The sequence below is a fragment of the Ralstonia sp. Ralssp110 genome (assembly GCF_047325135.1).
In the GTDB taxonomy this organism is placed as follows: domain Bacteria; phylum Pseudomonadota; class Gammaproteobacteria; order Burkholderiales; family Burkholderiaceae; genus Ralstonia; species Ralstonia mojiangensis.
Map to the genome: position 1 here is coordinate 1,741,437 of NZ_CP168610.1, position 23,858 is coordinate 1,765,294.

General features: G+C 61.3%; 21 protein-coding genes. 3 read left to right on the forward strand and 18 right to left on the reverse strand.

Annotated elements, in window-relative coordinates; genetic code table 11:
* Positions 1–134: 134 nt before the first annotated feature.
* Both ACEN9T_RS17015 and ACEN9T_RS17020 read right to left on the reverse strand, forming a co-directional pair.
* Complete coding sequence (locus tag ACEN9T_RS17015; RefSeq protein WP_413708375.1) at positions 135–1,553, reverse strand: sensor histidine kinase N-terminal domain-containing protein; 1,419 nt, start codon at positions 1,551–1,553, stop codon at positions 135–137.
* Complete coding sequence (locus tag ACEN9T_RS17020) at positions 1,550–2,242, reverse strand: response regulator (RefSeq protein ID WP_413708376.1); 693 nt, start codon at positions 2,240–2,242, stop codon at positions 1,550–1,552. Before ACEN9T_RS17020 ends, ACEN9T_RS17015 begins: the two co-directional genes overlap by 4 nt.
* 207 nt (positions 2,243–2,449) lie before the next feature.
* On the opposite strand from ACEN9T_RS17020, the gene ACEN9T_RS17025 reads away from it, so the two are divergent.
* Positions 2,450–3,523 carry a porin gene (locus ACEN9T_RS17025; protein WP_413708377.1) on the forward strand — a complete coding sequence of 358 codons (1,074 nt, stop codon included), beginning with the start codon at positions 2,450–2,452 and terminating at the stop codon, positions 3,521–3,523.
* A gap of 76 nt (positions 3,524–3,599) precedes the next feature.
* Here ACEN9T_RS17025 and ACEN9T_RS17030 read toward each other — a convergent pair whose 3' ends face one another.
* The 16 genes from ACEN9T_RS17030 to ACEN9T_RS17105 form a co-directional block, all read right to left on the reverse strand.
* Positions 3,600–4,700 carry a J domain-containing protein gene (locus ACEN9T_RS17030; RefSeq protein ID WP_413708378.1) on the reverse strand — a complete coding sequence of 367 codons (1,101 nt, stop codon included), beginning with the start codon at positions 4,698–4,700 and terminating at the stop codon, positions 3,600–3,602.
* 97 nt (positions 4,701–4,797) lie between these two features.
* Complete coding sequence (gene icmH / locus ACEN9T_RS17035; protein WP_413708379.1) at positions 4,798–5,808, reverse strand: type IVB secretion system protein IcmH/DotU; 1,011 nt, start codon at positions 5,806–5,808, stop codon at positions 4,798–4,800.
* On the reverse strand, positions 5,801–6,085 hold the full coding sequence (locus tag ACEN9T_RS17040; RefSeq protein ID WP_116577026.1) for a PAAR domain-containing protein: 285 nt from the start codon (positions 6,083–6,085) through the stop codon (positions 5,801–5,803). The genes icmH and ACEN9T_RS17040 overlap by 8 nt, the downstream gene beginning before the upstream one ends.
* Before the next feature lie 2 nt (positions 6,086–6,087).
* Entirely contained in the window at positions 6,088–8,394 is a 2,307-nt protein-coding gene (locus tag ACEN9T_RS17045) for a T6SS phospholipase effector Tle1-like catalytic domain-containing protein (protein WP_413708380.1), read from the reverse strand.
* Positions 8,391–9,044: a DUF3304 domain-containing protein gene (locus tag ACEN9T_RS17050; protein ID WP_413708381.1), complete on the reverse strand. Its 654-nt coding sequence runs from the start codon at positions 9,042–9,044 to the stop codon at positions 8,391–8,393. Before ACEN9T_RS17050 ends, ACEN9T_RS17045 begins: the two co-directional genes overlap by 4 nt.
* A gap of 96 nt (positions 9,045–9,140) precedes the next feature.
* Positions 9,141–9,995, reverse strand: coding sequence for a DUF4123 domain-containing protein (locus tag ACEN9T_RS17055; protein WP_413708382.1), 855 nt, complete (start codon positions 9,993–9,995; stop codon positions 9,141–9,143).
* A gap of 82 nt (positions 9,996–10,077) precedes the next feature.
* Positions 10,078–10,545, reverse strand: coding sequence for an inner membrane protein YiaA (yiaA, locus tag ACEN9T_RS17060; RefSeq protein ID WP_413708466.1), 468 nt, complete (start codon positions 10,543–10,545; stop codon positions 10,078–10,080).
* 38 nt (positions 10,546–10,583) lie between these two features.
* A complete protein-coding gene (locus tag ACEN9T_RS17065; protein ID WP_413708383.1) occupies positions 10,584–13,064 on the reverse strand; it encodes a type VI secretion system Vgr family protein in 2,481 nt (826 codons plus the stop codon).
* A gap of 243 nt (positions 13,065–13,307) precedes the next feature.
* Entirely contained in the window at positions 13,308–14,102 is a 795-nt protein-coding gene (locus tag ACEN9T_RS17070) for an ABC transporter ATP-binding protein (protein ID WP_413708384.1), read from the reverse strand.
* 1 nt (position 14,103) lies between these two features.
* The gene (locus ACEN9T_RS17075; RefSeq protein WP_413708385.1) at positions 14,104–15,012 is read right to left on the reverse strand and encodes an ABC transporter permease; all 909 of its coding nucleotides are present in this window, start codon (positions 15,010–15,012) and stop codon (positions 14,104–14,106) included.
* Between the two features lie 177 nt (positions 15,013–15,189).
* Positions 15,190–16,170 carry an ABC transporter substrate-binding protein gene (locus ACEN9T_RS17080; protein ID WP_092970294.1) on the reverse strand — a complete coding sequence of 327 codons (981 nt, stop codon included), beginning with the start codon at positions 16,168–16,170 and terminating at the stop codon, positions 15,190–15,192.
* Positions 16,171–16,461: 291 nt separating this feature from the next.
* Positions 16,462–17,259 (reverse strand): peptidylprolyl isomerase, encoded by a 798-nt coding sequence (locus ACEN9T_RS17085; protein WP_413708386.1) that lies wholly within the window; start codon positions 17,257–17,259, stop codon positions 16,462–16,464.
* A gap of 42 nt (positions 17,260–17,301) precedes the next feature.
* The gene (locus tag ACEN9T_RS17090; protein WP_065855099.1) at positions 17,302–17,574 is read right to left on the reverse strand and encodes a BolA family protein; all 273 of its coding nucleotides are present in this window, start codon (positions 17,572–17,574) and stop codon (positions 17,302–17,304) included.
* Positions 17,574–18,146 carry a septation protein A gene (locus ACEN9T_RS17095; protein ID WP_092970298.1) on the reverse strand — a complete coding sequence of 191 codons (573 nt, stop codon included), beginning with the start codon at positions 18,144–18,146 and terminating at the stop codon, positions 17,574–17,576. Before ACEN9T_RS17095 ends, ACEN9T_RS17090 begins: the two co-directional genes overlap by 1 nt.
* Before the next feature lie 34 nt (positions 18,147–18,180).
* Positions 18,181–18,567 (reverse strand): peptide-methionine (R)-S-oxide reductase MsrB, encoded by a 387-nt coding sequence (msrB, locus tag ACEN9T_RS17100; RefSeq protein WP_092970300.1) that lies wholly within the window; start codon positions 18,565–18,567, stop codon positions 18,181–18,183.
* Positions 18,568–18,726: 159 nt separating this feature from the next.
* Positions 18,727–20,316 carry a protein adenylyltransferase SelO gene (locus ACEN9T_RS17105; protein WP_413708387.1) on the reverse strand — a complete coding sequence of 530 codons (1,590 nt, stop codon included), beginning with the start codon at positions 20,314–20,316 and terminating at the stop codon, positions 18,727–18,729.
* 344 nt (positions 20,317–20,660) lie between these two features.
* On the opposite strand from ACEN9T_RS17105, the gene ACEN9T_RS17110 reads away from it, so the two are divergent.
* Together ACEN9T_RS17110 and ACEN9T_RS17115 are read left to right on the forward strand one after the other, a co-directional pair.
* Positions 20,661–22,289, forward strand: a complete 1,629-nt coding sequence (locus tag ACEN9T_RS17110) for a 3-(methylthio)propionyl-CoA ligase (protein ID WP_413708388.1) — start codon at positions 20,661–20,663, stop codon at positions 22,287–22,289.
* A 218-nt stretch (positions 22,290–22,507) separates the two neighbouring features.
* The gene (locus ACEN9T_RS17115; RefSeq protein ID WP_004626959.1) at positions 22,508–23,764 is read left to right on the forward strand and encodes a branched-chain amino acid ABC transporter substrate-binding protein; all 1,257 of its coding nucleotides are present in this window, start codon (positions 22,508–22,510) and stop codon (positions 23,762–23,764) included.
* Positions 23,765–23,858: the final 94 nt, after the last annotated feature.

Here is a 23,858-nt window from a genome sequence, read left to right on the forward strand (position 1 = left end):
ACCAATTTCGGCGGTACCGCGAGCCGGTCAGGGTGCGTGGAAATGGTGCGCCGCCGCGTCACGCAAACGGTGCACGGCGTTGGGGGAAGTGTGCGAGCCGTGCGAAGACAATGTTGTCGTGCAGCAACCTGCGTTCAGGCGGCCGGCTCTTCAGCCAATGCCAACGCCAGGTAGACGCTTACGGTCAGCCCTCCACCGGGCGTTTCCGACAGCGCGACCGTGCCGCCATGCAGGCGAGCGATCTCGCGAACGATCGCCAGACCCAGACCGCTGCCGTCGTGGCCTTCCGATGCCGCGCCGCGATAGAAACGGCCGAAGACCGCATCGCGCTCCGGCACGGCAATGCCGGGGCCATCGTCTTCCACTTGCAGCACGGCTTGCTCGCCGAGCATCGCCATCGCCTGACGCTTGACCCGCAGCGTGACGCGCGCGCCGTTTCCGGCGTAGAGGATGGCGTTATCAAGCAGAGTGCCGATCAGCTCCTGCAGCCATTGGGGCTCGCCGGCCACCGTGACGGGTTCGCCTTCAAAGCCGAGATCGACGCCGGATTTGCGCGCGACGGGCGCCAGTTCCAGCGCGACATCGCTGGCCAGTGTGTCGAGGCGCAGCGGCTGGAGTTGCGGCGCATAGCCGCTGTCGGTCTCCAGGCGGGAGAGCGACAGCAGTTGCTGCACGCCCCGCGCGGCCTGGCGCACGGTGCCGTGCAAGGGCTCAAGATGGCGGCGGATGCGTTCTCCATCGGGCTCGCGCAGGGCGAGTTCGGATTGCGCCTGGATCACGGCCAGCGGCGTCTTCAATTGATGTGCGGCATCGGCAAAGAAGCGCTTGCGGGCTTGCACCATGCGCAGCAGGCGCGCCACATACTGATTGATGGCCTCGACCAGCGGAGCGACTTCTGCCGGCAAACCCTGCTGCGGAAGCGGGGCAAGCTCATCGGTGCCGCGTCCAGCAACGGTTTGGCTCAACTCGCGCAGCGGTCGCAAGCCGCGCCGCACACCCAGCCAGACGATGCCCACCGCCAGCACCACCAGCAGCACCTCCTGCTGCAATGAGCCGGCCAGAATCTCGTGCGCCAGCGCCTCGCGCGGCTCCAGCGTTTCGCCCACCAGAAGCCAGATGATCTGCGTCTCGGCCGACTGTGCGTCGCGCACCGGCAGCGGCTGCGCGGCCATGCGCACTTGCATGCCGCGAAACAGCGTGTCGTAGAAGACAGTGCGATACGGCGTGGGGCGCCGTCCGCCAGGCATGGGCAAATCGTCGTAGCCGGTGAGCGTGCTGCCGCCGGTATCGACAATCCGGTAGAAGATGCTGCTGCCCGTTTCCGATTCGAGAATGTCCAGTGCGAGATAGGGCAGATCAATGGCGAACTGCTTGTTGCGCAGGCGTACGCCCTCGCGCATGGCCTTGAGCGACGCTTCGAGCGTACGGTCGAAGGCGGCGTTTGCAGCCGTCATGGCCCGCGCATACGTGAGCCAGGCGTCGAGCGCAAGCAGCCCCATCAGCGGTAGCAGCAGCCAGAACGAAAGCTGCCGGCGCAGGGTAAGCGGGCTCATCGGCCTGTGGCCGCCGGCGTGCCGGGCGTGGCTTCCAGCAGATACCCGAGCCCGCGCAGCATGACGATGGCCACACCGCTGCCGTCGAGTTTCTTGCGCAAGCGATGCACGTAGATCTCGATGGCATCGGCGTTGACCGATTCATTGATGCTGAAGATCTTTTCTGAGATGGCAGCTTTGTTGACGGCGCGGCCATCGCGCAGCATCAGCACCTCCAGCACGGCGCGCTCGCGGCCGGTCAGGGCGAGCAGTTCGCCATGAAGCGTGAAGGCACCGCTGATGCCGTCGTAGTGCAGCGGGCCGCATTGCAGCTGCGTGCTTTCGTGGCCGTGGCTGCGCCGGATAAGCGCTCGGGCGCGGGCTTCGACTTCGGTCAGGTCGAACGGTTTCGCAAGGTAATCGTCAGCCCCGAGGTTCAGGCCGCGCACGCGTTCTTCCACGGCGCCGTGTGCAGTCAGGATCATCACCGGCAGCGGGTTCTTGCGCGCGCGCAGGCGGCGCAGCACTTCCAGGCCGTCCATGCGCGGCAGGCCAATGTCGAGAATGGCGAGCGCGTAGTCCTGCGTGGTGAGCAGCAAGTCGGCGGCGTGGCCGTCATGCACGCAATCGACGGTGAAGCCCGCCTGGCTCAGGGCTTCTTCCAGCGTGCTGGCCAGCTTCAGGTTGTCTTCCACCAACAGGATGCGCATATCAGACGTCTCTCAATCAGCCGCAGAGGAATACAGACATCGCCGCATGTTTTGAAGCTAGGGAAACCCCCGAGAACGCCGCGACACACACCGGCAATTTCCCGCCAATCGAAAGTGAACTGAAAGTGCGCCCCTCATACGATCCGTCCCGCCCAAAGCCCCTGTGACTGGGGCTCTTGCGCAAGGACAACGAATAAGGGAGACCTGATGAACAAGACTTCGATGGCGCTGGCAGTGGTTGCGCTTGCCACCGCCACCACGGCCGGTACTGCTGCCGCTCAATCCTCCAGCGTGACCCTGTACGGGATCATGGATTCGGGTATCGAGTACGTGAACCACGCCGGCCCGAACGGCGGCAGCGCCACGCGCCTCGTCTCGGGCGGCAAGAACACGTCGCGCTGGGGCATGCGCGGCACGGAAGACCTGGGCGGCGGCTTGAAGGCCGTGTTCAACCTGGAAAGCGGCATCGCCATCGACACCGGCAAGCTCGACACCGACAACACGCTGTTCGACCGCCGCGCCGTGGTCGGCCTAGCAGGCGGCTTCGGGCAGGTGGTGGCAGGCCGCACGTTCACCACCACGTACGACTTCATGCTGCCGTACGACCCGATGGGCTATGCGCCGAACTACTCGTGGGCCACGTCGTCCACGGCAACGGGCGACCGCAAGGACGGCCTGTTCTCGCGCGCTTCCAACGCCGTGCGCTATGACGGCACCTTTGGTGGCCTGAAACTTGGCGCCACGGTGGGCTTTGGCGAGGCAGCCGGCAACTTCAAGAGCAGCTCCAAGTACGACCTGGGCGTCGGCTACAGCGTGGGCGGCTTCTCGGCAGCCGTCACGTGGGATCGCCAGAACGGCGCGGGCAACAGCACCACGCCGGCAGACACGACCGATTACATCCAGGGCATTCACGCCGGCGCCAGCTACGACTTCGGCGCACTGAAGCTGTTCGCGGGCTATCGCAACTACAAGCGCGCGTTCACCACGGCCACCGCCAGCCTGCGCAGCGATATGTATTGGGCGGGCGCCAGCTACGACGTGACGCCGGCCTTCACGCTGTATGGCGCGGTGTACAAGCAGAACATCAAGGACGGCACGGATGCCGATCCGATCCTGTTCTCGGTGCGCGGCCAGTACGCGCTGTCCAAGCGCACCACGGCGTATCTGTCTGCTGGTTATGCCAAGGCCAAGAACGGCCAGAACGTGAGCCTGTCGCGCGACGTGGTGGGTTATGGCAACAACCAGGTCGGTGTGACGGCGGGCCTGCAACACCGCTTCTGATCGACAGATCGCAGTAGCGAACACGGGCACCTTCGGGTGCCCGTTTTGCTGGATCGGCGTGCGGCTCAGCAGGTCGTCAGTCGAGCGTCGAGCGGGATTTCAGCATGCGCCGCACGTCGCGGAAATCGTCGAAGGCGGCAAGGTCCTGCTCGATATTGCGCACCTGTTGGCGCAGCGCAGCGATCTCGAGGTCGAGTTTTTGCAAGACGGCGTCCGGCGGCAGCGCTTCGAATTGCTGATACCCGTACGTATATCGGAACGTGGTCTCGACCCGATGGATCTGCCGGTCAAGCTCCCGCACCTGGTCTTTCAGGATCTGGTTGTAATGCGTCAGCCGCGCTTCGCTGAGGTGGTTGATTGAGCGCTGGTCGATGTGCTCAAGCTCAAGCTGCAATTCTAGCAGTTGCAGCAGGTTGTTCTTGTCGTACGCCTCGTTGACGCGCTGCATGAGCCGTGTCTTCCGGTCCCGCTCCTGCGGATCGCTCTCCCGGTCCGGGTGTAGGGCGCTGGCGAGCTTGCGATAGACCTCGCGGATGGACAGGCTGATCTTCGCCTGCTCGTCTTCTTCCCGTGCTTCTGCGGCAAGTTGCTTGGGAGATTTCTGCCGGGCGGCCCGGCGGGCTTCGCGCTTGCTTGCGGCGGCGGCCTTTTTCTCGGCCCGTTGCTCGATGTGCGCGCGGGCGCGTTGCAGCAGCGCTTCCTCTGAGTGGTCATCCGTGTCGTCGCCCAGGTCGACCCCGAGCGCTGCTTCCAGCCTCGACTTCATCTCTGCGGCTTGCAGCGCGGTTTGCCGGTCGAAGTCTGTGCCGCTGTATTTGTTGTAGAGCAGCTTCAGGCTCGGGTCTTCATCAATCAGATCGCGTGCCAGATCGACGATGAGCGCGGACATCTTGCGGCGCTCGGCTTTGGTAAAGCCATCGTGCTCGTAGACTTGGTCGAGGCTGCGCACAAGGCGGATCTGCAACTCGGTGCGGGTTCGCTCCAGCGGCAGGAACTCGCTGGCATATCGGCTCTGGAACTGAACGGTAGCCGCCTCCCAGTCCGCCAGCCGCTTGCGCCGATTCTCGATCTGCTTGATCAGTGCGTTGAATGCTTTCTGGGCCTTCGACAGCGTTAGGGATTCGTCCGGGTGCTGATCGGGTGTAATGCTGATGGGCGGACGGTGTGCCTTGGTCATGGCGGGGTGTTCGAACAGCGAAAGACGTAACGAGTGGGGCTGAATTTTACCCACGCGACGTCGCCCCCGCGGAGCTGCTTGCATTCCGCCCCAATGGCTATCGGCTCCCGGAGGGCTGGCGACTGGGCTCGCCATTCGCTCGGGATCTCGGCGCATCAAGCGCGGGCAAGGGCGGAGGGGCGGAGACCAACTGATCGATGGCTTCAATTGTCTGCAAGGCCGCCTCCTGTGCCTTGTGCAGCTTGAATTGGAAGTACGCATAGGTTCCAGTGGCAATCACCAGGCCAACGACTGCAGTCAACCACACTGGAACGCCGCCGATCGGCTTGAGGTTGCGTTCGGTGGCGACGTGCAATGACGGTGAAAGCTCCCGTGGCACGGGCGGAACTCTAGCCTTCACGATCGCGTAGAGCTTTTCACGCAGCAGTTGATGCTCGCGTTCGCCATTCTCCTTGACGCGGTAAGAGCCCATGAAGCCCACGTTCATGATGAAGTAAATCAAGTAGATCAACTGTAGATTGGCATCGGGGTCTTCGACCAGGCGAGCAAGGAGTTGATACACCTTGGTGCCGCCATCGCGGTCGCCATGAAACTGCGCGGTGAGCGAATGTTGCGACCATGCGCCAATGCCGTCTTTGCCGCCACCACCCCATGGAGTGTGATGCGCCTCCTCATCCAGCGCGGCACACAAGCAATAGCTCGCCCCCACGATGTGATGACGGTCAAAGCCCGCCCGATGGCAGAGCTTTATAAAGGTTTGGATTTCGAGCACCAGCAAGGCACGCAGGTGCTCGATTTGACCGCGTCTGAGGTGCTTGACGGAAGACAGATCAGCGATGGCCCTGAGTAGTTGACCTGCTGCGATTCTCAAGCCCCACGGATGCTCCGTTCGCTTGATGCGATCCAGCATCTTTTCAAGCTCGGCTTCACTGTACGCCTCGACCGTCACGGGCTGGGTATCGTTGCCGCGGATGGCGCCTTTGATGTCCGTGAGCTTCTTCTCAACCGCAAGCGCCTTCCGCTCGGATTTGGCCTGCGGCTTGCCAGGTTTCACATCTCGATCGGCCAGCCAGACTGGCGCTTTTTTTGAACGCTGAAGTTTAGCCATCGACATACCCCGTCGTGGTGCCGATGAGTGCGCAGCCGCATCGGCAACGATGCCCGTGCAGAGCCACCGGTTGGCCGTTCACGATCATGGAATCGTCACCTTCAACGATGGGGTTGATGCCATGCAAGCGTCCATCTGGGTAGCGCGCGGGGCAGTCCACGAGATCGCCCTTGCGGGCGATCGGCTTGCCGTCAATGGTGTCCGTTGGTGATCCGCTGATGACGGGGCCGTTGCTGGAGTTGACGTCTCCGACCACGATGATGGATCTGGATAGCATGTTCAATCTCTCATCAGCATTTCATCGAGCGTTGGCGTTGGGCCGGCGTTGATACTGCGCACGAGCGCTTTTGTTCGTGCTGCTTGTTCCGCCGCGCGCGCATCCTCCTCCAAGCCCAAATGTCTGATGGCGTTGTCGTTGCCAACAAAGAACACTCGCGCCCAGCCATACCCGCCTGGCGCGTACTCATGAAAGTACGGCATGCGAAACCATGCGCGGTTGTCATGGATATAGTCATCGAAGAGGGCGATGATGGCTCGGTTCTGACGCTCAAACTGCTCTACTGCTTTGGGTGCAGTCCATTCGCGCAACTTCTCCACCATTTCGCGTGCTGGCAGAACCAACACGTCGTAGCGCTCTGGCAGGAATGCCTTGGTCTTGAGCGCGCCAGCGACCACTGGGCCTGTTCGCACATGCATGTCTTTGTCTACCAGCTTGATGCGCTCGCTGTCGCGATTCCGATCGCGTCGCACGTAAAGCAATTGCGCTGCATTCTTATAGGCATCGTAGGCTGCGGCTCCAATGCCGACCGGGCCGAGCGCAGATCGCTCCATCTTGGCCATCAACGGTGATGGTATTTTCTCAACGCCAAGCTCGGCTTGCCGTTCAGGATGAAGATAGCCAAGCAGCAGGCGGAATTCTTCTGCGCTCTCCCGCAGGTCATGCTGATCATTAGTGACGGTTTCATCCGCACCTTCGCCAGGCCGGGTCTTGTCTTTCTTCCTGGCGATTTCTTGGCAGAGTTGCTCCCGCCTGCGTGCCATGGCGTTCCAGGCTGCCTGCATCTTCTTGTCTCGTTCGGCAGCCTGTTCCATCTGGGCCGCTCTCGTCGCCGCACTGGCGTAGCCCCGTGAAGCATTTTCCAGCCCTGCAGTGGCGCTGCCTGCGGCCAACTCCTTGATGCGCTGGCGCAGCTTCAAGGTTTCTGCATCGGTTTCCGTGGCCTTGTCGACCTGCAATTCCAGTTGATGCGGCGTCAAACTGTCTTCAGAAGCAGCCTTGAAGAACGGTCGATTGGTGAGGTAGTCGCCAGTGTTCCAGCGTGCGCGCAACGTGCGCCATGCAAGGTTCTGCCGCATGCCGATGCGCATGGCATCTGTCACGGTCGATATTTCGCCCATTTTGTCCAACCATGCATTGAAGGCATTGACGACCGACGAGCTCAGGACGAAATCATGCTGCTCACCTTGGCTGCGAACGATGTCGTCTTTCAGCATGAGAGGCACACCCCAGCGCAACGCCTCGATATACATGTGATGCAGCGGAATCTGGCTGAGCTTGTCGGCATCGCCAGCGCGGGCCTTCCCTTGGGCACCAGGCGGATAACCGCCGCCGACGTCTGAATGCACGCCGGGATAGGCCACCTCCAGCCTCTGGCCAGCGCCGCCCGGATAGGCTTGGCCCTCCATGATGGTATCCAGCGGAAAACTCATGCGCTGTTCGTGAATGGAAAAGAAATGGACGCAGCGTTTGACGTCTCTGGGAATGTTCATGAGGCCACTGCTGGACCACGCAAAGTGGCCATCAAACGTATCGAAATCAAATGCCGCCCGCACCGAATCCGGTGGCCCCACGGATGCCACGGTATCGAACAACCCCATGAAGTTGATCTGGTAGGGGATCGTTCCAGCAATCTTGCCGTTCGGTGCCCAATCGCGCGTGAGCTTTCCGATGAACGAACGCGCGCAGGCTGCACCGCGCGAAAAGCCAAACACGTTGATCCACACCTGCTTGACCATCTTGTTGCGCTGGCAGTCGCGTTGCCTGTCGCGTTGGATGCCGGCGAGTTTGCGGTGTGTCATGTCGAAGAGATTGGAGAAGCCTCGGTAGCCGTCGGCGGTGGAATGACAGAGGTGCTTGGCTTCGTCGTTCTCGATCAATGTTGTATCCACACCCGCGATGGCTCGATAGATAGAGTTTAGGATGCGGGTATAGCCCCACACGCATCGCCAGCCATAGCCTCGCGCAAAGGCTTTGCCGGTGGATGAATATTCCAGCTCACCTAGCTTCTTGAAGATGGTGCCGACGCCCGCGATGTAGTGCTTGTAGATTCCACTGACGGGCTTGTCATGCGCAGCGTTATAGAGGCGTGCCACATTGGTGTGCGCTTGCCACTTGGAGTCCCGGAACTCCGGGTTGTCTTCGTCATCGTTATTGTTGGTGCCATCGAAGAACAGGCTGATATGAATGGTTTGTTCGCAGGAGCCGAGTGGGTCGATGACTTTGCTCTTGCCGTGCTCATATGCGGTTTTGCCTTGTGAGAGCAAGCCACCATCAGGCATCTTAGTGGGCCAGCGTAGGACCTTCATCGGTTCGTCTCCTCTTGCTTTCTGAGTTCGGCTTCGTGGGCCAACTCGGCTTCTCGGGCGATCTTCATTTGACGTTGCTTCTCGCGCCGCTCTTCATCTTGACGCGTGAGTTCTTCGTCCACCGTGCCTGTGGCCACATAAGGGTCATCGTCAGTTGGTTTGACTTCAAGACTGTTGTGTCCATTTGCGTTACCGTCCTGCACCATCAGCTTCACGCGGTCTCCGGAAAGAAATATGGCAAAGAGTGCGCCTGCCCGTGGGCCATACTCCGGCACCTCCGCTTCGGCTTTGTACCAGGCCCCCCATGCAATACCGTCTAGCTTCTTGTTGGCAATCCACCGCACCGTCACCTTCAAGCCTGGGCGCCATTTCTTGGGGAAGGAGGCACAACATTTTTCCGCCCCCCCTCCGGATGGCATGTTGTCTGGGGTGGCGGGCATGATGTTTGGTCCGCCGCCGCTGATGCCGTTGTCATCGTGGCCTTTCACGGTGAAGGTGTGGATGTAGTAGGGCGTGTAGTTCAAGCCACTGACGCCGCCGTATTGCATGGGGTCGCCATCATCGTGTGCCGCAAGGGCAGTGCGGTCATCGCATCCGGCAAGCAGGGCGAGGCTGATCAGCAAGAGCGCCCTGATTGATTGGGTTTTCATAAGCTGACGTTTCGATTTAAGAGCAGGCGGATGCGAACGCGCTTTTCGTGTGAGGCGTCGCAATCGTTTGTGATCGGTTCTTTCAAATGCATCCGGCTATTTCGAGCGCTTGGCTTTCGCAAGCAGTTGCTCCCACGTTGCGGGGTAAATGCCTTCTTCACATGCCGCCATGGAGCTACCGCGATGCATCCGCTCTTCCAATGCGATGCGAACGCTGTCGTGTTCATCGAAGGCGGAACCGTATTTGTAGGACAGCTCGCAAAAGCGCAGTCTGTCAGCGGGTTCGGTTAAACCCCATGCTGCGGCTTTCTGGTAGCGATGCAGAAAATCTGAGAACCGGGGGAGGTAAGGGCCATCCGGCATTACAGTGCCGTTCTCCACCAATGCTGCGAGAAGCTGATCGGGCTCGCAGTGCTCAACAAGCCGGTCGAGTTGCTCTTGGGTGAGTTGAATCGAAAGCGGAACGGTTTGCGTGGTGCCGCCATTTGCTGGCCCATCAATGCGTTCCCAGCTTTCGCTGTGGCCGCGGTATTTCCACTGCTCGATGGGGTCCATGAGCTTGTCGCTGATTTCATCCCCCCAGACTTCCATTGCGAGCAGCAGATTGCGTGGGTCGTAATAGCGGACTAACGCCGTCATGCCATCGCCAATGTCGGCAATCAGGAATTGGCGCAAGTGGCGCGCGAGCGGATCAATATCGGCACGGCTCCAGATCAAGGTTAGACATGGGGCCCGCAAGTCCATCGCATCCAGCTCGGCCAGCCACGGCGCGTTGGCGTCAGCCACCTGTGCGAGGAAGAGCGAGGCATCTCCTGCTTCTTCTTCTGGCAAGCCGGCGTAGACGTTGCGGAATTCGATGCCCGCTTCGCGCAACAAGGCGGCCAGGCGCAAAGGGTAAGCAGCGCCATCCGCCAGCACATAGATATGAATCGTGGTTTCGTTTCCTGACATTGCACACTTTGGGATGGCTGAGAGAGTGGCCGGCTCGCGGTGGCGGAGCGACATCAGCGAGCCGGATGGCTTGCTGGGCGTGCTAGTCGTCTTGGCGCGCGAATGCGCTGACATCCGGAACGTGCTGTACCAGGGCCGGATCAATGACGAGGGCTCCCTGGATATCGCGCGTGTTCTTTTGCACGGCAATGGCGCCGAACAGTGCAAGGGCAAACGACATGCCGTAGAAACCCTTTTCGCTCAGGGCAAGCGTGGCATTGAACAGACCCACGCACAGCAGCAGCACTGCCAGAAGCACGGAAAGCCAGCTCAGGCCGTAGTAGATGCCCGTGACGGGGATACCTTCGAGCCGGTCTCGCACGCTCTTTTGTACCGACACAGCGGCAAAGAGGCCGTAGACGAGCACGGTGAAGTAGTAGCCCCGCTCATTCAACTGCATGTTGGCATTGAAGAGTCCAACGAGAAACGCAAGAAAGCCGGCTAGTAGCGCCGCCCAGGAAGTTGCGACAAAGGCAAAAGAGGGTCGGTGCGCTTGATAGGAATTTCGCATGATCAGTTCGATGATGGTTGATGAAAAGTTGGGGGGAGTTAGCGGGGCACCACGGCGGTATTGCGCATGGCGGCCTTCAGCAGGCATTCAAGGCACACCTGCTTGGGCTTGAGTTCGACCGGCATGCTGCTTGGGCCGGTGAGGTTTTTACTGGCGGCGTGGACTTTCCACGCGCCTTCGGTGCCGTTTTCGATACCGCCGGTGGTCAACTTGATATAGCTGCCTCCACCGTTGAGTTGCAGCTCCTGCTTGGCCTTGATGATGATCTTCTCGGCGGTGGCGGTAATTTCGAGCTTGGCGAGCAGGTGGATGGAATCTTTGAGGGCCTGCACATTGATGTTGCCGGCGGCAGCAACAAAGCGCATTCCTGCCTCGTAGACAAAGACACGCCATGCCTGCCGAACGCTGGCGAAGAATCCTCCGCCAGCTGTGACGGATACATGGTCTCCGGTGGTAATGGCGAGATGCGTGCCACTCTGCAGGTGGGTCAGGCCCGGTGTTGAGGTGGCGATGCCCACGGGGCTGGTCAGCGCAAGCTGAGGAGCCGTGAATTCCTTGAGCGGTCCATCGCCCTTGAGCGCGGCATGCTGGAGTGCCATGGCCTTGGCGATTTCCTTCTGCTCGCCATTCTGGGCATCCGCCTGCTGAGCGGCGTCGGCCAGTTGCTCGGTCTGACACTCCGCTTGTTGCAAGGCGTCCACCATATCGCCCATGCTCAAAGCGTAGTCGTCGCCGTGGTTGCGCTTGTAGGTCGTCAGAAGCATCCCCATGGATGCCCGCATGGCTCCCCACGCATCTGTGCGCAATTCGTAGCCCTCACCGCGCTTATGCCTGCGCCCCTGCCAGCCAGGAATCTCAACGATATGGCCGAGCGCCAATTCCGATGATTGAAAGTCCGAACCGATTTGAGCCTGCGGTTGCCCCGGTGTGTCATCCGCCAGAATCTTGTTTTGGCGGCCACTGCCGCGGCCTTCTCCATCGGGCAATTCCTGGCTGGCAAAACCCGAGAGCGCTTGCATTTGAGGCAAGACCCACGGCGGCAGGTTCATCTTGTTGTAGACGCGCTCGGTGGCGATTAGGCAATCCGGGTCGCCATGAATGCCAATCACCAAGACCTCTTGCCCGACCCGCGGCAGGTGCATGGCGCCAAAGCGATGGCCCGCCCACGCATTGGCAACGCGTACCCAGCATGAGCTGTGCTCGTCGTTGTTGCCGTACAGGTCGTACGGCATCTGCACCTTGATGCGCCCGTACTGATCGGTATGTATCGGGTGTCCTGCCGGGCCGACTACACGCGCTTGGATCGGGCCAGACATACGTGGCTTGTGCTGCGTGCGTGCGGGCCGGAATATTTCGTTGGTGGGCTGTACCTCGAATTCCACTTCGCAACGCCATTGCTGGCCGGTGCCCGTGGTTTCGCCTATGTCTTCAATGCGCAGCTTGGTGCCGAAGATGAGGTATTCACGGTTGGCTTCCTGTTCAAGAAAACCCACGAGGTGGAAGGTGCAACCCGGCACCATTGCGCGCAAGTTACCCTTGCCTTTGCCGCGCAATCCATGCTGCCGGATTTCCTCCATCCGAATGCGAGCGATGAATCGGCCTTCGTCCCATGGGTCGCTGCCGGTTGCCGGCTGGCTGTAGTCGCCGGGGTATTCGTAGAGGCTTTGCGTTGAATGCGCGGTCTCGCGCGGGTCGCGGTCCCGAATGCCCAGGTCGGCACGAGGCTTGCCAAAGTCGTAGTCCGATGTACGCCACTCGCCCGAGACAAGCTGGTCAATGAGTTCGAATTCGTGGGCATGTTCTTCGTCGATGCGGTCTGGTGCGGCCTGCCAGCGGATCGTGTGATATGCGGCGCTTGAGCAGGGCCCGAATGCGCTATTGCTGTCGGTTAGCACAAGGCGTTGCCGCCCGCCGGAATGGGCCATGAACCAGGAAATCCCCCACTCTTGGGTGAGGCGCTGGAAGTAGGCGAAGTCCGTCTCGCCATACTGTTGCTGAAAGACCCTTTTCGGGTACCTCCGCACATCCAGGCGTTTTTCTACCGGATAGATGTAATTTGCGAGCAACGCATCCAGAATCTGAACAACGTTCATTTCCTGGTAGATCTTGTAGTCTGAGCGCAGCGTTGCAAGCCATAACCAGGGCCGCAGTGTGAGGCGATAGGCGATATGTCGGCCTACCAGATAGGGACCACGCACCCGCGTGACGATGCCGGTGATCTCGCGTGTGCCTGCACCTGCGCGGCCTTGCAAACCGATGCCCGAGCCATCCAGTTCGATCCGGATCGTGACTTCGGTGCCCTCCAGGGTCTTCTTGTCAAGGTCGGCTGCGGGGCCATAGATCGCGTGACGCTCATCTGGTGTGCGCAGTTCCAGATCGTATTCGAACAGTTCGTTGAGGTTGTCCGTGCCGGATAGACTTGAAAACACCAAGGTGGGTTGTCCAAGAAGCATGGGCAATGCTGCGCCTGAAACGGAAATGGTGCGGCCAGAAAGCGGCAAATGATCAAGGCCGTCCATGAGGGGGTTCCTTTGGCAGGTAATCGACAAAATGAAATACGTGCAAACCTGCCAAAGGCTGCCAAAAGCGATGCCGCAAATACATGAGACGGTTCTGAAAACCGTTTCTAATTTTCAAAATCAGAATTCAGAACAAGTGATAGCAAATCGAACGTCGAATGCGACATTGATGCGCGTGTCCCAAAAGAAAACGGGCACCCGAAGGTGCCCGTTTCTCTGGCGCGTTGAAAAGCAGCGTTTGGTTCAGCCCAGCAACAGCGCGTCGTCATCCACCTTGGCGCCGCGCGTTTCCTCGAACTTCTGCAGCAAGTGCGGCACGTCCAGGCCGCGGCGTTCCTCGCCTTGCACGTCGAGGATCACGTTGCCCTGATGCAGCATCACCGTGCGATCGCCGTAGTCGAGCGCCTGGCGCATGGAGTGGGTCACCATCATCGTCGTCAGCTTGCTCTCCGAGACGATCTTGGCGGTCAGCTCTAGCACGAAGGCGGCCGTTTTCGGGTCCAGCGCGGCAGTGTGCTCGTCCAGCAGCAGGATGCGCGACGGCTGCAGCGATGCCATCAGCAGACTCACGGCCTGGCGCTGGCCGCCGGAGAGCAGACCAATGCGGTCGGTCAGGCGGTTTTCGAGGCCCAAGTCCAGCCGGTGCAGTTGCTCCCGGAAGATCTCGCGCCACTTGCGGTTGGTCGCGAACGAGAAACCGCGACGCTGCCCGCGGCACATGGCCAGCGACATGTTCTCTTCGATGGTCAGGTTTTCGCAGGTGCCAGCCATCGGGTCCTGGAACACTCGAGCGACCTTGTCGGCGCGTTGCCACGCGGTCTTGCGCGTGACGTCTTCACCGTCGATCGTGATGCGGCCGGAGTCGACCAACTGGTCGCCGCTGATGGAGTTCAGGAACGTCGACTTGCCGGCCCCGTTGGAGCCGATCACGGCGACGAACTGGCCCGCCGGAATGTCCAGCGACAGGCCGCGCAGCGCGCGCGTCTCGATGGGCGTGCCGGGGTTGAAGGTGAGGGTGAGTCCTTGTGCGCTCAGCATGTCAGTTCCCCTTGGTAGTAGTCTTGGCGAACTTGCCGAACACCTTGCGGCGCACACCGGGCAGTACGAGGGCGATCACCACCAGCGCGGCGGTCACCATGTTCAGATCCTGCGCCTGCAGGCCGATGAAATCGCTGTTGAGCGCCAGGGCGATGAAGAATCGATACAGGATCGCGCCCACCACCACGGCCAGCGTGGTCAGCACCAGGCGGCGTGCCGGCAGCACGGTCTCGCCGATGATGACGGCGGCCAGGCCGATGACGATGGTGCCGATACCCATCGACACGTCGGCGCCGCCCTGCGTTTGCGCGTACAGCGCGCCAGCAAGCGCCACCAGTGCGTTGGACAGCGCCATGCCGGCCAGCGTGGCCGCGCCCGTGGCAACGCCCTGCGCGCGAGCCATGCGCGGGTTGGCACCGGTCGCGCGCAGCGACAGGCCGATCTGCGTCGAGAAGAACCAGTCCACCAGCAGCTTGACGATCACCACGACCACGCCCAGCAGCACGGGGCGGAACACGTAGTCGGGCATCCATTCGGGCTGCAGCAGCGAGAAGATCGTCGGTTCGGAGATCAGTGGCACGTTCGGCTTGCCCATGATGCGCAGGTTGACCGAGTACAGCGCGATCATCATCAGGATACTGGCGAGCAGATCCATGATTTTCAGGCGAACGTTGAGCCAGCCCGTGATGAAACCGGCAACTGCGCCGGCCAGCGTGCCACCCAGCGTCGACATGAACGGGTCGTGTCCGCCGGCGATGAGCGTGGCCGCCACAGCGCCGCCCATCGGAAAGCTGCCGTCGACAGTGAGGTCAGGGAAGTTAAGGATGCGGAAGGAGATCAGCACCCCGAGCGCCACGAGACTGAAGATCAGACCGATCTCCAGGGCGCCGAGCAATGAAAACAGTGACATGACAGAGTAGGGCGCGGTGGTTGGGCACCGGCCTGTATGCAATGAACGGGGACGCTTATGGGTAGCAGCGTAAGCGCCCGGCCATTATGCGGCGGATAGCCGCGTTGGGGCTCGGGCAGCCAGACCCGCGCCAGGACGGCTCCGCCAGGCGGAGGCCGGCCCCCGGCGCCTTGTGAGTTACTTGATGACTTCCTTGGCGTCCTTCAGCAGATCCGCCGACAGGGTCGCGCCTTGCTTCTTGGCCGCGCCTTCGTTCACGAACAGCTCCAGGTCGGTGCTGCCGGCCGAGGCGATGGCGCCCGGCTTCTCACCCTTCAGGATGCGGGCGACGACCTTGCCGGTCTGCTGGCCGAGCTTGTAGTAGTTGATGCCCAGCGCCGCGATGGCGCCACGCTTCACGCTATCGGTATCGCCAGCCACCAGCGGGATCTTCGCTTCGTTGGCCACCTTCACCAGCGATTCGTACGCCGACACCACGTTGTTGTCGGTGTTCGTGTAGATCACGTCGACCTTGCCGATCAGGTTCTTGGCCGCCGGGGCGATATCCACCGTGCGCGGAGCCGCCGATTCGACCAGCGTCATGCCTTGCGCCGACAGCAGCTTCTTCAGCTCAGTGACGACCACGACCGAGTTCGCTTCACCCGGGTTGTAGACCATGCCCACGCGCTTGGCATTCGGCACCACACGCTTGATCAGGGCGATCTGCTTGTCCAGCGGGAGCTTGTCAGACACGCCGGTCACGTTGGTGCCGGTCGGTTCCCAGCTCTTGACCAGTTGTGCAGCCACCGGATCGGTCACGCCTGAATACACGACGGGGATCGACTTGGTGGCAGCCACAACCGCCTGCGCAGACGGCGTGGCGATGGCGATGATGGCGTCCGGCTTGTCGCCAATGAACTTGCGGGCGATCTGCGCGGCGGTGGCCGTGCTGCCTTGCGCGCTCTGGTATTCCCACTTCAGGTTCTTGCCTGCGTCAAAGCCTTCGGCCTTGAGCTGTTCCTTGGCGCCGTCGCGGATGGCGTCGAGCGCCGGGTGCTCAACGATGGCGAGCACTTCAACCGACTTCGTGGCCTGGGCCAGCGCCGGTGCGGCTTGCAGCAGAGCCATCGGAATGGCAGCAAGCGCGGCAAGGCGGAAGGCGTGCTTGAACGTGGACATAAGGATCTCCTGTTTCCTTTTGGGTGGTTTCGCTCTGGCAGCGAGCGGGATGTGCCCGCGCCGGCGTGGTTGGTTTTTCAGACTCTCTTGATTCTTGGTTGCACCGAAGCAGTGCAATGCCGGCGCACGTGGGCGCACATTATGGGACAAATCGCAATGCTTTTCAGCAAACACTTCAAAAGAACTCGGGGGGGTGCAGGAGGGGCATTCCGGTTGCGTGCGATGCAACGCGGCCATCAAGTCAAAAAGGGGCACGAGGCCCCTTTTTTCACTGCCCCAACGGGCTGCTGCTTACTGGATCTTCGCTTTTTCGCGCAGGTCTTTCAGCATCGCCTGGAACTTGCTGCGTTGCCAGTTCTGATCGCCCATCATCATTTCGAGCAGTTGCGGCTTGACGTCTTCATACGACGGGATCTTCGCGTCGCGCGTGTCGTCCAGACGGATCACGTGCCAGCCGAATTGCGTCTTGACCGGCGTCTGGGTGATCTGGCCCTTCTTCAGGCCGGTAAGAGCTGCCGAGAATTCCGGAACGTAGGTGCCCGGGTTCGCCCAGTCCAGATCGCCGCCGTTAGCGCCCGATCCCTTGTCCTTCGATTGCGCCTTGGCGATGTCTTCAAACTTGGCGCCAGCCTTCAGCTTGGCGATGATGGCCTTTGCGTCGGCTTCCTTGTCCACCAGGATGTGGTGGGCGTGGTATTCCTTGCCGTTGCCGAACTGCGCCTTGATCTTGTCGTACTGCTTGTGCAGTTCGTCTTCGGTGGCGGGGCTGTTCTTGACGTAGTCTTCAAACTCGGCTGCCACCAGCACGTTCAGTCGTGCAGAAGCCAGTTGCTCCTGAACGTCGTCGCGCTCCAGCAGACCGCGCTTGGCGGCGTCCTGCTCGATCAGTTCACGATCGACCAGCATGTCGCGGGCCTTGGCACGCAGCTCGGGCGATTCGGGCTGGCCCGACTTCTTGATCAGCGCGTCCACCTTGGCGCTCGGGATGGCTTTGCCGTTGACCACCGCGGCGTTTTGCGCCATGGCGGGAGCAGCGGTCGCAGCAATGGCAACAGCCAGCAGGCTGGCAGTGAGGCTGGAAATCTTCATGGGATTGCGTTCGAGGGAAGGACGAGTGAGCGTGGAATGCGCTTACGTGTTTTCTTCGGGAGTGACCGCGCGGATCGCCAGGGCATGAATTGCCGCCGGCCACAGCGTGTGCAGCGCATCATACACCATGCGATGGCGCGCCAAACGGTTCTTGCCGGCAAAGGCCGCGCTGACGATTTCGACGTTGTAATGGCCGCCGCCGGAGGCCGCGCCGGCGTGTCCGGCATGCTTGGCACTGTCGTCTTCCACGACGAGGTGGGCGGGCTGGAACGCCTCGCGCAGGAGGCGTTCGATTTCTCGCGGATCGGCGGCCATCAGCGGTCGTCTCCAATGTTGGCGTCGTTGGCCGCGTTGGCGGGGCGCTCCTGCATGTGGCGCGCCAGCCAGACACTTTGCGCAAGGATGAACACCACCATCAGGCCCATCGAGCCGAACAGCTTGAAGTTGACCCACACGTCGGTATCGAAGTTGTAGGCCACGTAGAGGTTCAGGCAGCCCATGACCAGGAAGAACAGCGCCCACACCAGGTTCAGGCGGCCCCACATCGGCTCGGGCAGCGATACCTGCTGCTCCATCATGGCGCGGATGAGGTTCTTGCGAACGAACACCACGCTGCCCAGCAGCACCACGCCAAACAGCCAATACAGCACCGTCGGCTTCCACTTGATGAACGTCTCGTTGTGAAAGATGAGCGTGGCGCCGCCAAACACACCGATGATGAGCAGCGACAGCCACTGCATGGCGTCGACCTTGCGGTGCTTGAACCACACCCAGGCGATCTGCAGCACGGTGGCGACCATCGCGACGGTGGTCGCCACATAAATACCGGCCACCTTGAAGGCAGCAAAGAACAGGATGACCGGGAACAGATCGAACAGGAATTTCATGCGGGAACGCGCTTAGGTGGGCGGGGGCGGAAGATCAATCGCCGAATTTTAGCGCAGCCGAGTTGATGCAATACCGCAGACCGGTGGGCGCAGGGCCATCTTCGAACACGTGGCCGAGGTGCGCGCCGCAGTTCTTGCATTGCACTTCGATGCGCAGCATGCCGTGCGAGCGGTCGGTTTTCTCGGCGATCACCTCGCCGTTGATGGGCTGGAAATAGCTCGGCCAGCCGCAACCGGCATCAAACTTGGTCGACGATTCAAACAGCGGCGTGCCGCAGCAGACGCAGTTGTAGACGCCCCGGTCCCAGTGGTCCCAATACTTGCCCGTGAAGGGCCGTTCGGTGGCCGCTTCGCGGGTGACGCGGTATTCGATGTCGGAGAGTTGGTCGCGCCATTCGGCGTCGGATTTCATGACGGTCATGGTGATGAGACTCCTTGTTGGATTCGGCAGCCGCAGGATGGAATCGATCGGGCGGCTGACTTTGTTTTGTCGTGCTAGTGCGGCAATCCTGACAGGCGCGGATTAGAGCATGGTGTCAGTACCGGCGCATCACGCCTGGCTACATATCGGCATGCCGGATCACGACGAGCAGCTCACTTCCAACGACGATGCCCAATCGGGTGCAGGCTGCGCGTAATGCTCGAAGCCGGGGTGGTCGTCAAACGGGCGGGCCAGCACGGCGCGCAGGTTTTCGACTTCGGAGAAATCCTTTTCCTTGGCGCGGCGGATGGCGATTTCGGCCAGGTGGTTGCGCAGCACGTATTTCGGGTTGACGCGGTGCATGGCTGCGGCGCGCTCGTCGTCAGATTGCGGTTCGGCCTGCAAGCGCTGGCGATAAGCGGCAAGCCACACGTCTGCGGCGGCGCGATCGAAGAAGACATCGCGGACGGTGCGCGCTTCTGCCGCGGCGGGCGTGTCGTCGCGGCGTACCTCGGCGAGGTGGCGGAAGAACAGCGTGTAGTCGGCGCGCTGATTGTGCAGCAGCTTGAACAGGTCGCCGAAGAGCGCCTCGTCTGCGTCCTGTGCGGTGGAAAGTCCGAGCTTGGCGCGATAACGTGCGTAGAAGGCCGCGCCGTAGACGTCGCGGTAGGTCAGCAACACGTTTTGCGCGGCGTCGATGGCGGGTTGGGCCTGCGCTTCGTCGCTCAAATCGACAAAAACGTCGGGATCTTCACCAAACAGCGGCAGTAACGCCTGCGCGAGGCAGAACAGATTCCAGTAGCCGATTTGCGGCTGCTGTGCGTAGGCGTAACGGCCGCCGGTGTCGGAGTGGTTGCAGATGTGGTTGGCGTCAAAGCCATCCAGGAAGCCGAAGGGGCCGTAGTCGAGCGTGAGGCCGAGGATCGACATGTTGTCGGTGTTCATCACGCCGTGGCAGAAGCCAACGGCTTGCCAGTCGGCCATCAGCTCAGCGGTGCGGCGGGCCAGTTCGCGCAGCAGGGCGAGATACGGTTGCGGCTCGCTGCGGCAGCCGGGGTAGAAACGGTCGACGACGTAATCGGCAAGTGCGCGCAGTTGGGGCAGTTGTTCGCTGGCCGCAAAGTGCTCGAAGTGGCCAAAGCGCACGAACGACGGCGCGAGGCGAGTGACAACGGCGGCGGTTTCGATCTCTTCGCGGCGGACGGGGGCGTCAGCGCCGGTCACGCACAGGGCGCGGGTGGTTGGAATCCCAAGTCCTGCCATGGCTTCCGAGCACAGAAATTCGCGGATGGACGAGCGCAGCACAGCCCGCCCGTCACCCATGCGCGAATACGGCGTACGGCCGGCGCCTTTGAGCTGGACTTCGCAGGGGCCATCGGCGGTCTGCAGCTCGGCTAGCAACAGCGCGCGGCCATCGCCCAACTGCCCGGCCCACACGCCGAACTGATGGCCCGAATACACGGTGGCGAGCGGATCGCTCCAGGGGGCGACGGCGTTCCCGGTAAAGACGGCCAGCCCGGCGGGGGTGTCAAGTTCTGCTCGCGAAAGGCCGAGCGACGCTGCGGCGTCCGGCGAGAAGCCTACCAGATAGGGCTGGCCAATCGGTCCGGAAGGCATGGGCATCGGCGGCAGGCGCGTCAGAAAGCGTTCGCCCAGCGCTGAGAAGCCAGGGGCGGCGGCGGGGCGGCGTGCCCAGTCGAAATGGTTCGCAAGGGAATCGTCAGGCAAGGCGGCGGGCGAGGCAGTCATGGGATGGGGCGGCAGGGCATGCGGCGGATAGCACAGGAAACGGCGCAAAAACAGTGCCGAACCTTCAAATGTTGTGCGCTTTGCAGCGCAGCAAAATACGCTTCACGTAGGGGAAAACGCCATGTTGAGACGCAGCAACGCTATCGCGTATTGTACTTGCGAGTAAAGAAAGCTGCAGCCTGCGAACCCTTGCACCACAACGATTCGCAGGGTTTTACAGATGGCCGGGTAAACATGGGGGCCGATGTGGCAGCGCACAACAATATCCCGTTGACGTGCTTGGCGATCACGGGAACAATCGGCCAAAAAATAGAACGGTTGTTCAGTTTTTTCTAGGAGACACCATGGCCCTGATGGGACAAATGATGAGCGCGCCTTTGCTCATCTCGACCATCATCGAACATGCAGCGCGCAATTCCGGTTCGACTGAAGTCGTGTCGCGCCGTGTCGAGGGCGATATCCATCGCACCACGTACCGGCAAGTGCGAGACCGCTCCAAGCAACTGGCAAATGCGCTGGCCGCACTCGGTGTGCAGCCCGGCGAGCGTGTCGGTACGCTTGCCTGGAACGGCTATCGCCATCTTGAAATCTATTACGGCGTCTCCGGTTCGGGCTCGGTGTGCCACACCATCAACCCGCGGCTGTTTCCCGACCAGATCGCCTACATCGTCAATCACGCTGACGACCAGTACGTCTTCTTCGACCTGACGTTCGTGCCGCTCATCGAGGGCATTGCACCGCATTGCCCGAACGTGAAGGGTTGGGTGGCGATGACCGATCGCGCGCACATGCCCACCTCCAGCGTGCCAATGCTCTGCTATGAAGAGCTGCTGGATGCGCAAAGCGCCGATTACACCTGGCCGCAGTTCGACGAGAACACCGCGTCCAGCCTGTGCTACACGTCGGGCACCACGGGCAACCCCAAGGGCGCGCTGTATTCGCATCGCTCCACGGTGTTGCACTCGTATGCGTCGGCCATGCCGGATGCGCTTGGGTGCTCGGCGCAGGACGTGATCCTGCCGGTGGTGCCGATGTTCCACGTCAACGCGTGGGGGCTGCCGTATTCGGTGCCGCTGGTAGGCGCCAAGCTCGTCTTCCCTGGGCCGAAACTGGATGGCGCTTCGCTGTTCGAACTGTTCGAGCAGGAAAAGGTGACGTTCTCGGCTGGCGTGCCAACGGTGTGGCTCGGTCTGCTGCAACACGTGCAGGCCAACAAACTGAAATTTTCGACGTTCCGCCGCACGGTCATCGGTGGTTCTGCAGCGCCCCCGGCCATGATCCGCACGCTCAACGAGCTGGACGTGGAGGTCATCCACGCGTGGGGCATGACGGAGATGTCGCCGCTGGGCACGACGTGCAAGCTCATGGGCAAGCATGCCGATCTGCCGGATGAGGCCAAGCAGCATGTGCTGGAGCGCCAAGGCCGCGCCATCTACGGTGTCGAGATGAAGATCGTCGATGCCGAGGGCCACGAATTGCCGTGGGACGGCAAGGCCTTCGGCGATCTCTACGTGCGCGGGCCGTGGACGATCCAGAGCTATTACCGCAATGAGGTATCGCCGCTGGTCGACGGCTGGTTCCCGACGGGCGACGTGGCCAACATCGATCCCGACGGCTACATGCAGATCACCGATCGCAGCAAGGACGTGATCAAGTCGGGCGGTGAGTGGATTTCGTCCATCGATGTGGAAAACGTGGCTGCAGCGCACCCCGGCGTGCACATGGCCGCATGCATCTCGTGCCATCACCCGAAATGGGACGAGCGCCCGTTGCTGGTGGTGATGAAGAAGCCGGGCGTGGAACTCACACGGGAGGAGATGCTCAAGTTCTTCGAAGGCAAGGTCGCGAAGTGGTGGATTCCGGACGACGTGGTGTTCGTCACCGAAATTCCGCTGACGGCCACCGGCAAGATGCAGAAGCTCAAGTTGCGCGAGCAGTTCAAGGATTATCAGTTTCCCGCTGTACAGGCTTAGCTAGATATAGAAACCGCCGCCCGTGCAGGGGAGCCACCCCGGCACGAGGACGGCGGACGTAAGACAACCGGATCAGGGCCGGCCGCTATGTATCGATGACTGATGCAGCGGAATGAAGCCCGGGCGCGTTGCAACCTGGAGACGCAAGCAGCCGCAGGCCCACCAGAGGCACGCGGAGAGTGACTCGCCGGCGGCTCCACCACATGAAGGAGACACGCATGACGAAGTTCCGTCCGTTGGTTGTGGCTGTTGCATGTGTTGCGGCTATCGGTGGGGCAGCACTGCCCACTGCAGCGTCCGCCGCCGAAACCGTGAAGATCGCCTGGATCGATCCGTTGTCTGGCCTGATGGGCGCGCTGGGCCAGAACCAGTTGCGCAGCTGGCAGTACATCGCCGATCTCGCCACGCAGAAGAACTGGGCCGGCGACGGTACCAAGTTCGAAGTGGTGGGCTTTGACAACAAGCTCTCGCCGCAAGAAAGCCTGACGGCCCTCAAGCAGGTAGCAGATCAGGGCATCCACTACATCGTGCAAGGCAACGGATCGAGCGTCGGCATGGCGCTGGAAGACGCCGTGGCCAAGTACAACGAGCGTAATCCGGGTAAGGAAATCGTCTACCTGAACTACGCTGCGGTAGACCCGGACATGACGAACAGCAAGTGCAATTACTGGCACTTCCGCCTGGACGCCAACTCCGACATGAAGATGGAAGCGCTGACCAGCTTCCTGGCGAAAGATCCGAAGGTCAAGAAGGTCTACCTGATCAACCAGAACTATTCGTTCGGTCATCAGGTAGCGCGTGCGGCCAAGGAATATCTCAAGCGCAAGCGTCCGGACATCGAGATCGTGGGTGAAGACCTGCACCCCCTGGCGCAGGTGAAGGACTTTTCGCCGTACGTATCGAAAATCAAGTCGTCAGGTGCCGATACCGTCATCACTGGCAACTGGGGCAGCGACTTGGCGCTGCTCATCAAGGCTGGCAAGGATGCGGGCCTGAACGCTAACTTCTACACGTACTACGCCTCCACAACCGGGGTGCCGACTGCGATGGGGTCCGCCGGTGCCGATCACGTGAAATACGTCGGCTACTGGAACGTCAACAACGACGGCTACAAGGGCGCGGATATCGTCGAGGGCTACAAGAAAAAGTACAACGACGATTACTACCTCATGGCGTCGTACACCGGCATTGCCATGCTGGCCAAGGCCATCAAGCAGACCAAGTCCGCCGAGCCGGCGAAGGTTGCCAAGGCCTTCGAGGGCATGAAGGTCGACAGCCTGAATGGCACCTTCGAGATGCGTGCGTCTGACCACCAGGGCCAGCAGCCGCTCTACATCGCCACCTGGGAAAAAACCAACGGCAAGAACGTCAAGTTCGACCAGGAAAACACCGGATACGGCTGGAAGACCGACGCAGTGCTCGATCAGTACGTCGCGTCGCAGCCAACCTCCTGCCAGATGAAGCGTCCGCAGTAAGGCCGCGGGTGGTGCGCCGAAGGGCCGCCCGATGCTATCGTGCGGCGATGTTTTAAACGGAGTCCATGGGCCACGCATTGATGCGTGCGTCCCA

Bases quoted from the DNA above. Each gene is read 5' to 3' on its own strand.
- ACEN9T_RS17015 (WP_413708375.1), bottom strand. From the start codon at position 1,553: ATGAGCCCGCTTACCCTGCGCCGGCAGCTTTCGTTCTGGCTGCTGCTA.
- ACEN9T_RS17020 (WP_413708376.1), bottom strand. From the start codon at position 2,242: ATGCGCATCCTGTTGGTGGAAGACAACCTGAAGCTGGCCAGCACGCTG.
- ACEN9T_RS17025 (WP_413708377.1), top strand. From the start codon at position 2,450: ATGAACAAGACTTCGATGGCGCTGGCAGTGGTTGCGCTTGCCACCGCC.
- ACEN9T_RS17030 (WP_413708378.1), bottom strand. From the start codon at position 4,700: ATGACCAAGGCACACCGTCCGCCCATCAGCATTACACCCGATCAGCAC.
- icmH (WP_413708379.1), bottom strand. From the start codon at position 5,808: ATGGCTAAACTTCAGCGTTCAAAAAAAGCGCCAGTCTGGCTGGCCGAT.
- ACEN9T_RS17040 (WP_116577026.1), bottom strand. From the start codon at position 6,085: ATGCTATCCAGATCCATCATCGTGGTCGGAGACGTCAACTCCAGCAAC.
- ACEN9T_RS17045 (WP_413708380.1), bottom strand. From the start codon at position 8,394: ATGAAGGTCCTACGCTGGCCCACTAAGATGCCTGATGGTGGCTTGCTC.
- ACEN9T_RS17050 (WP_413708381.1), bottom strand. From the start codon at position 9,044: ATGAAAACCCAATCAATCAGGGCGCTCTTGCTGATCAGCCTCGCCCTG.
- ACEN9T_RS17055 (WP_413708382.1), bottom strand. From the start codon at position 9,995: ATGTCAGGAAACGAAACCACGATTCATATCTATGTGCTGGCGGATGGC.
- yiaA (WP_413708466.1), bottom strand. From the start codon at position 10,545: ATGCGAAATTCCTATCAAGCGCACCGACCCTCTTTTGCCTTTGTCGCA.
- ACEN9T_RS17065 (WP_413708383.1), bottom strand. From the start codon at position 13,064: ATGGACGGCCTTGATCATTTGCCGCTTTCTGGCCGCACCATTTCCGTT.
- ACEN9T_RS17070 (WP_413708384.1), bottom strand. From the start codon at position 14,102: ATGCTGAGCGCACAAGGACTCACCCTCACCTTCAACCCCGGCACGCCC.
- ACEN9T_RS17075 (WP_413708385.1), bottom strand. From the start codon at position 15,012: ATGTCACTGTTTTCATTGCTCGGCGCCCTGGAGATCGGTCTGATCTTC.
- ACEN9T_RS17080 (WP_092970294.1), bottom strand. From the start codon at position 16,170: ATGTCCACGTTCAAGCACGCCTTCCGCCTTGCCGCGCTTGCTGCCATT.
- ACEN9T_RS17085 (WP_413708386.1), bottom strand. From the start codon at position 17,259: ATGAAGATTTCCAGCCTCACTGCCAGCCTGCTGGCTGTTGCCATTGCT.
- ACEN9T_RS17090 (WP_065855099.1), bottom strand. From the start codon at position 17,574: ATGGCCGCCGATCCGCGAGAAATCGAACGCCTCCTGCGCGAGGCGTTC.
- ACEN9T_RS17095 (WP_092970298.1), bottom strand. From the start codon at position 18,146: ATGAAATTCCTGTTCGATCTGTTCCCGGTCATCCTGTTCTTTGCTGCC.
- msrB (WP_092970300.1), bottom strand. From the start codon at position 18,567: ATGACCGTCATGAAATCCGACGCCGAATGGCGCGACCAACTCTCCGAC.
- ACEN9T_RS17105 (WP_413708387.1), bottom strand. From the start codon at position 20,316: ATGACTGCCTCGCCCGCCGCCTTGCCTGACGATTCCCTTGCGAACCAT.
- ACEN9T_RS17110 (WP_413708388.1), top strand. From the start codon at position 20,661: ATGGCCCTGATGGGACAAATGATGAGCGCGCCTTTGCTCATCTCGACC.
- ACEN9T_RS17115 (WP_004626959.1), top strand. From the start codon at position 22,508: ATGACGAAGTTCCGTCCGTTGGTTGTGGCTGTTGCATGTGTTGCGGCT.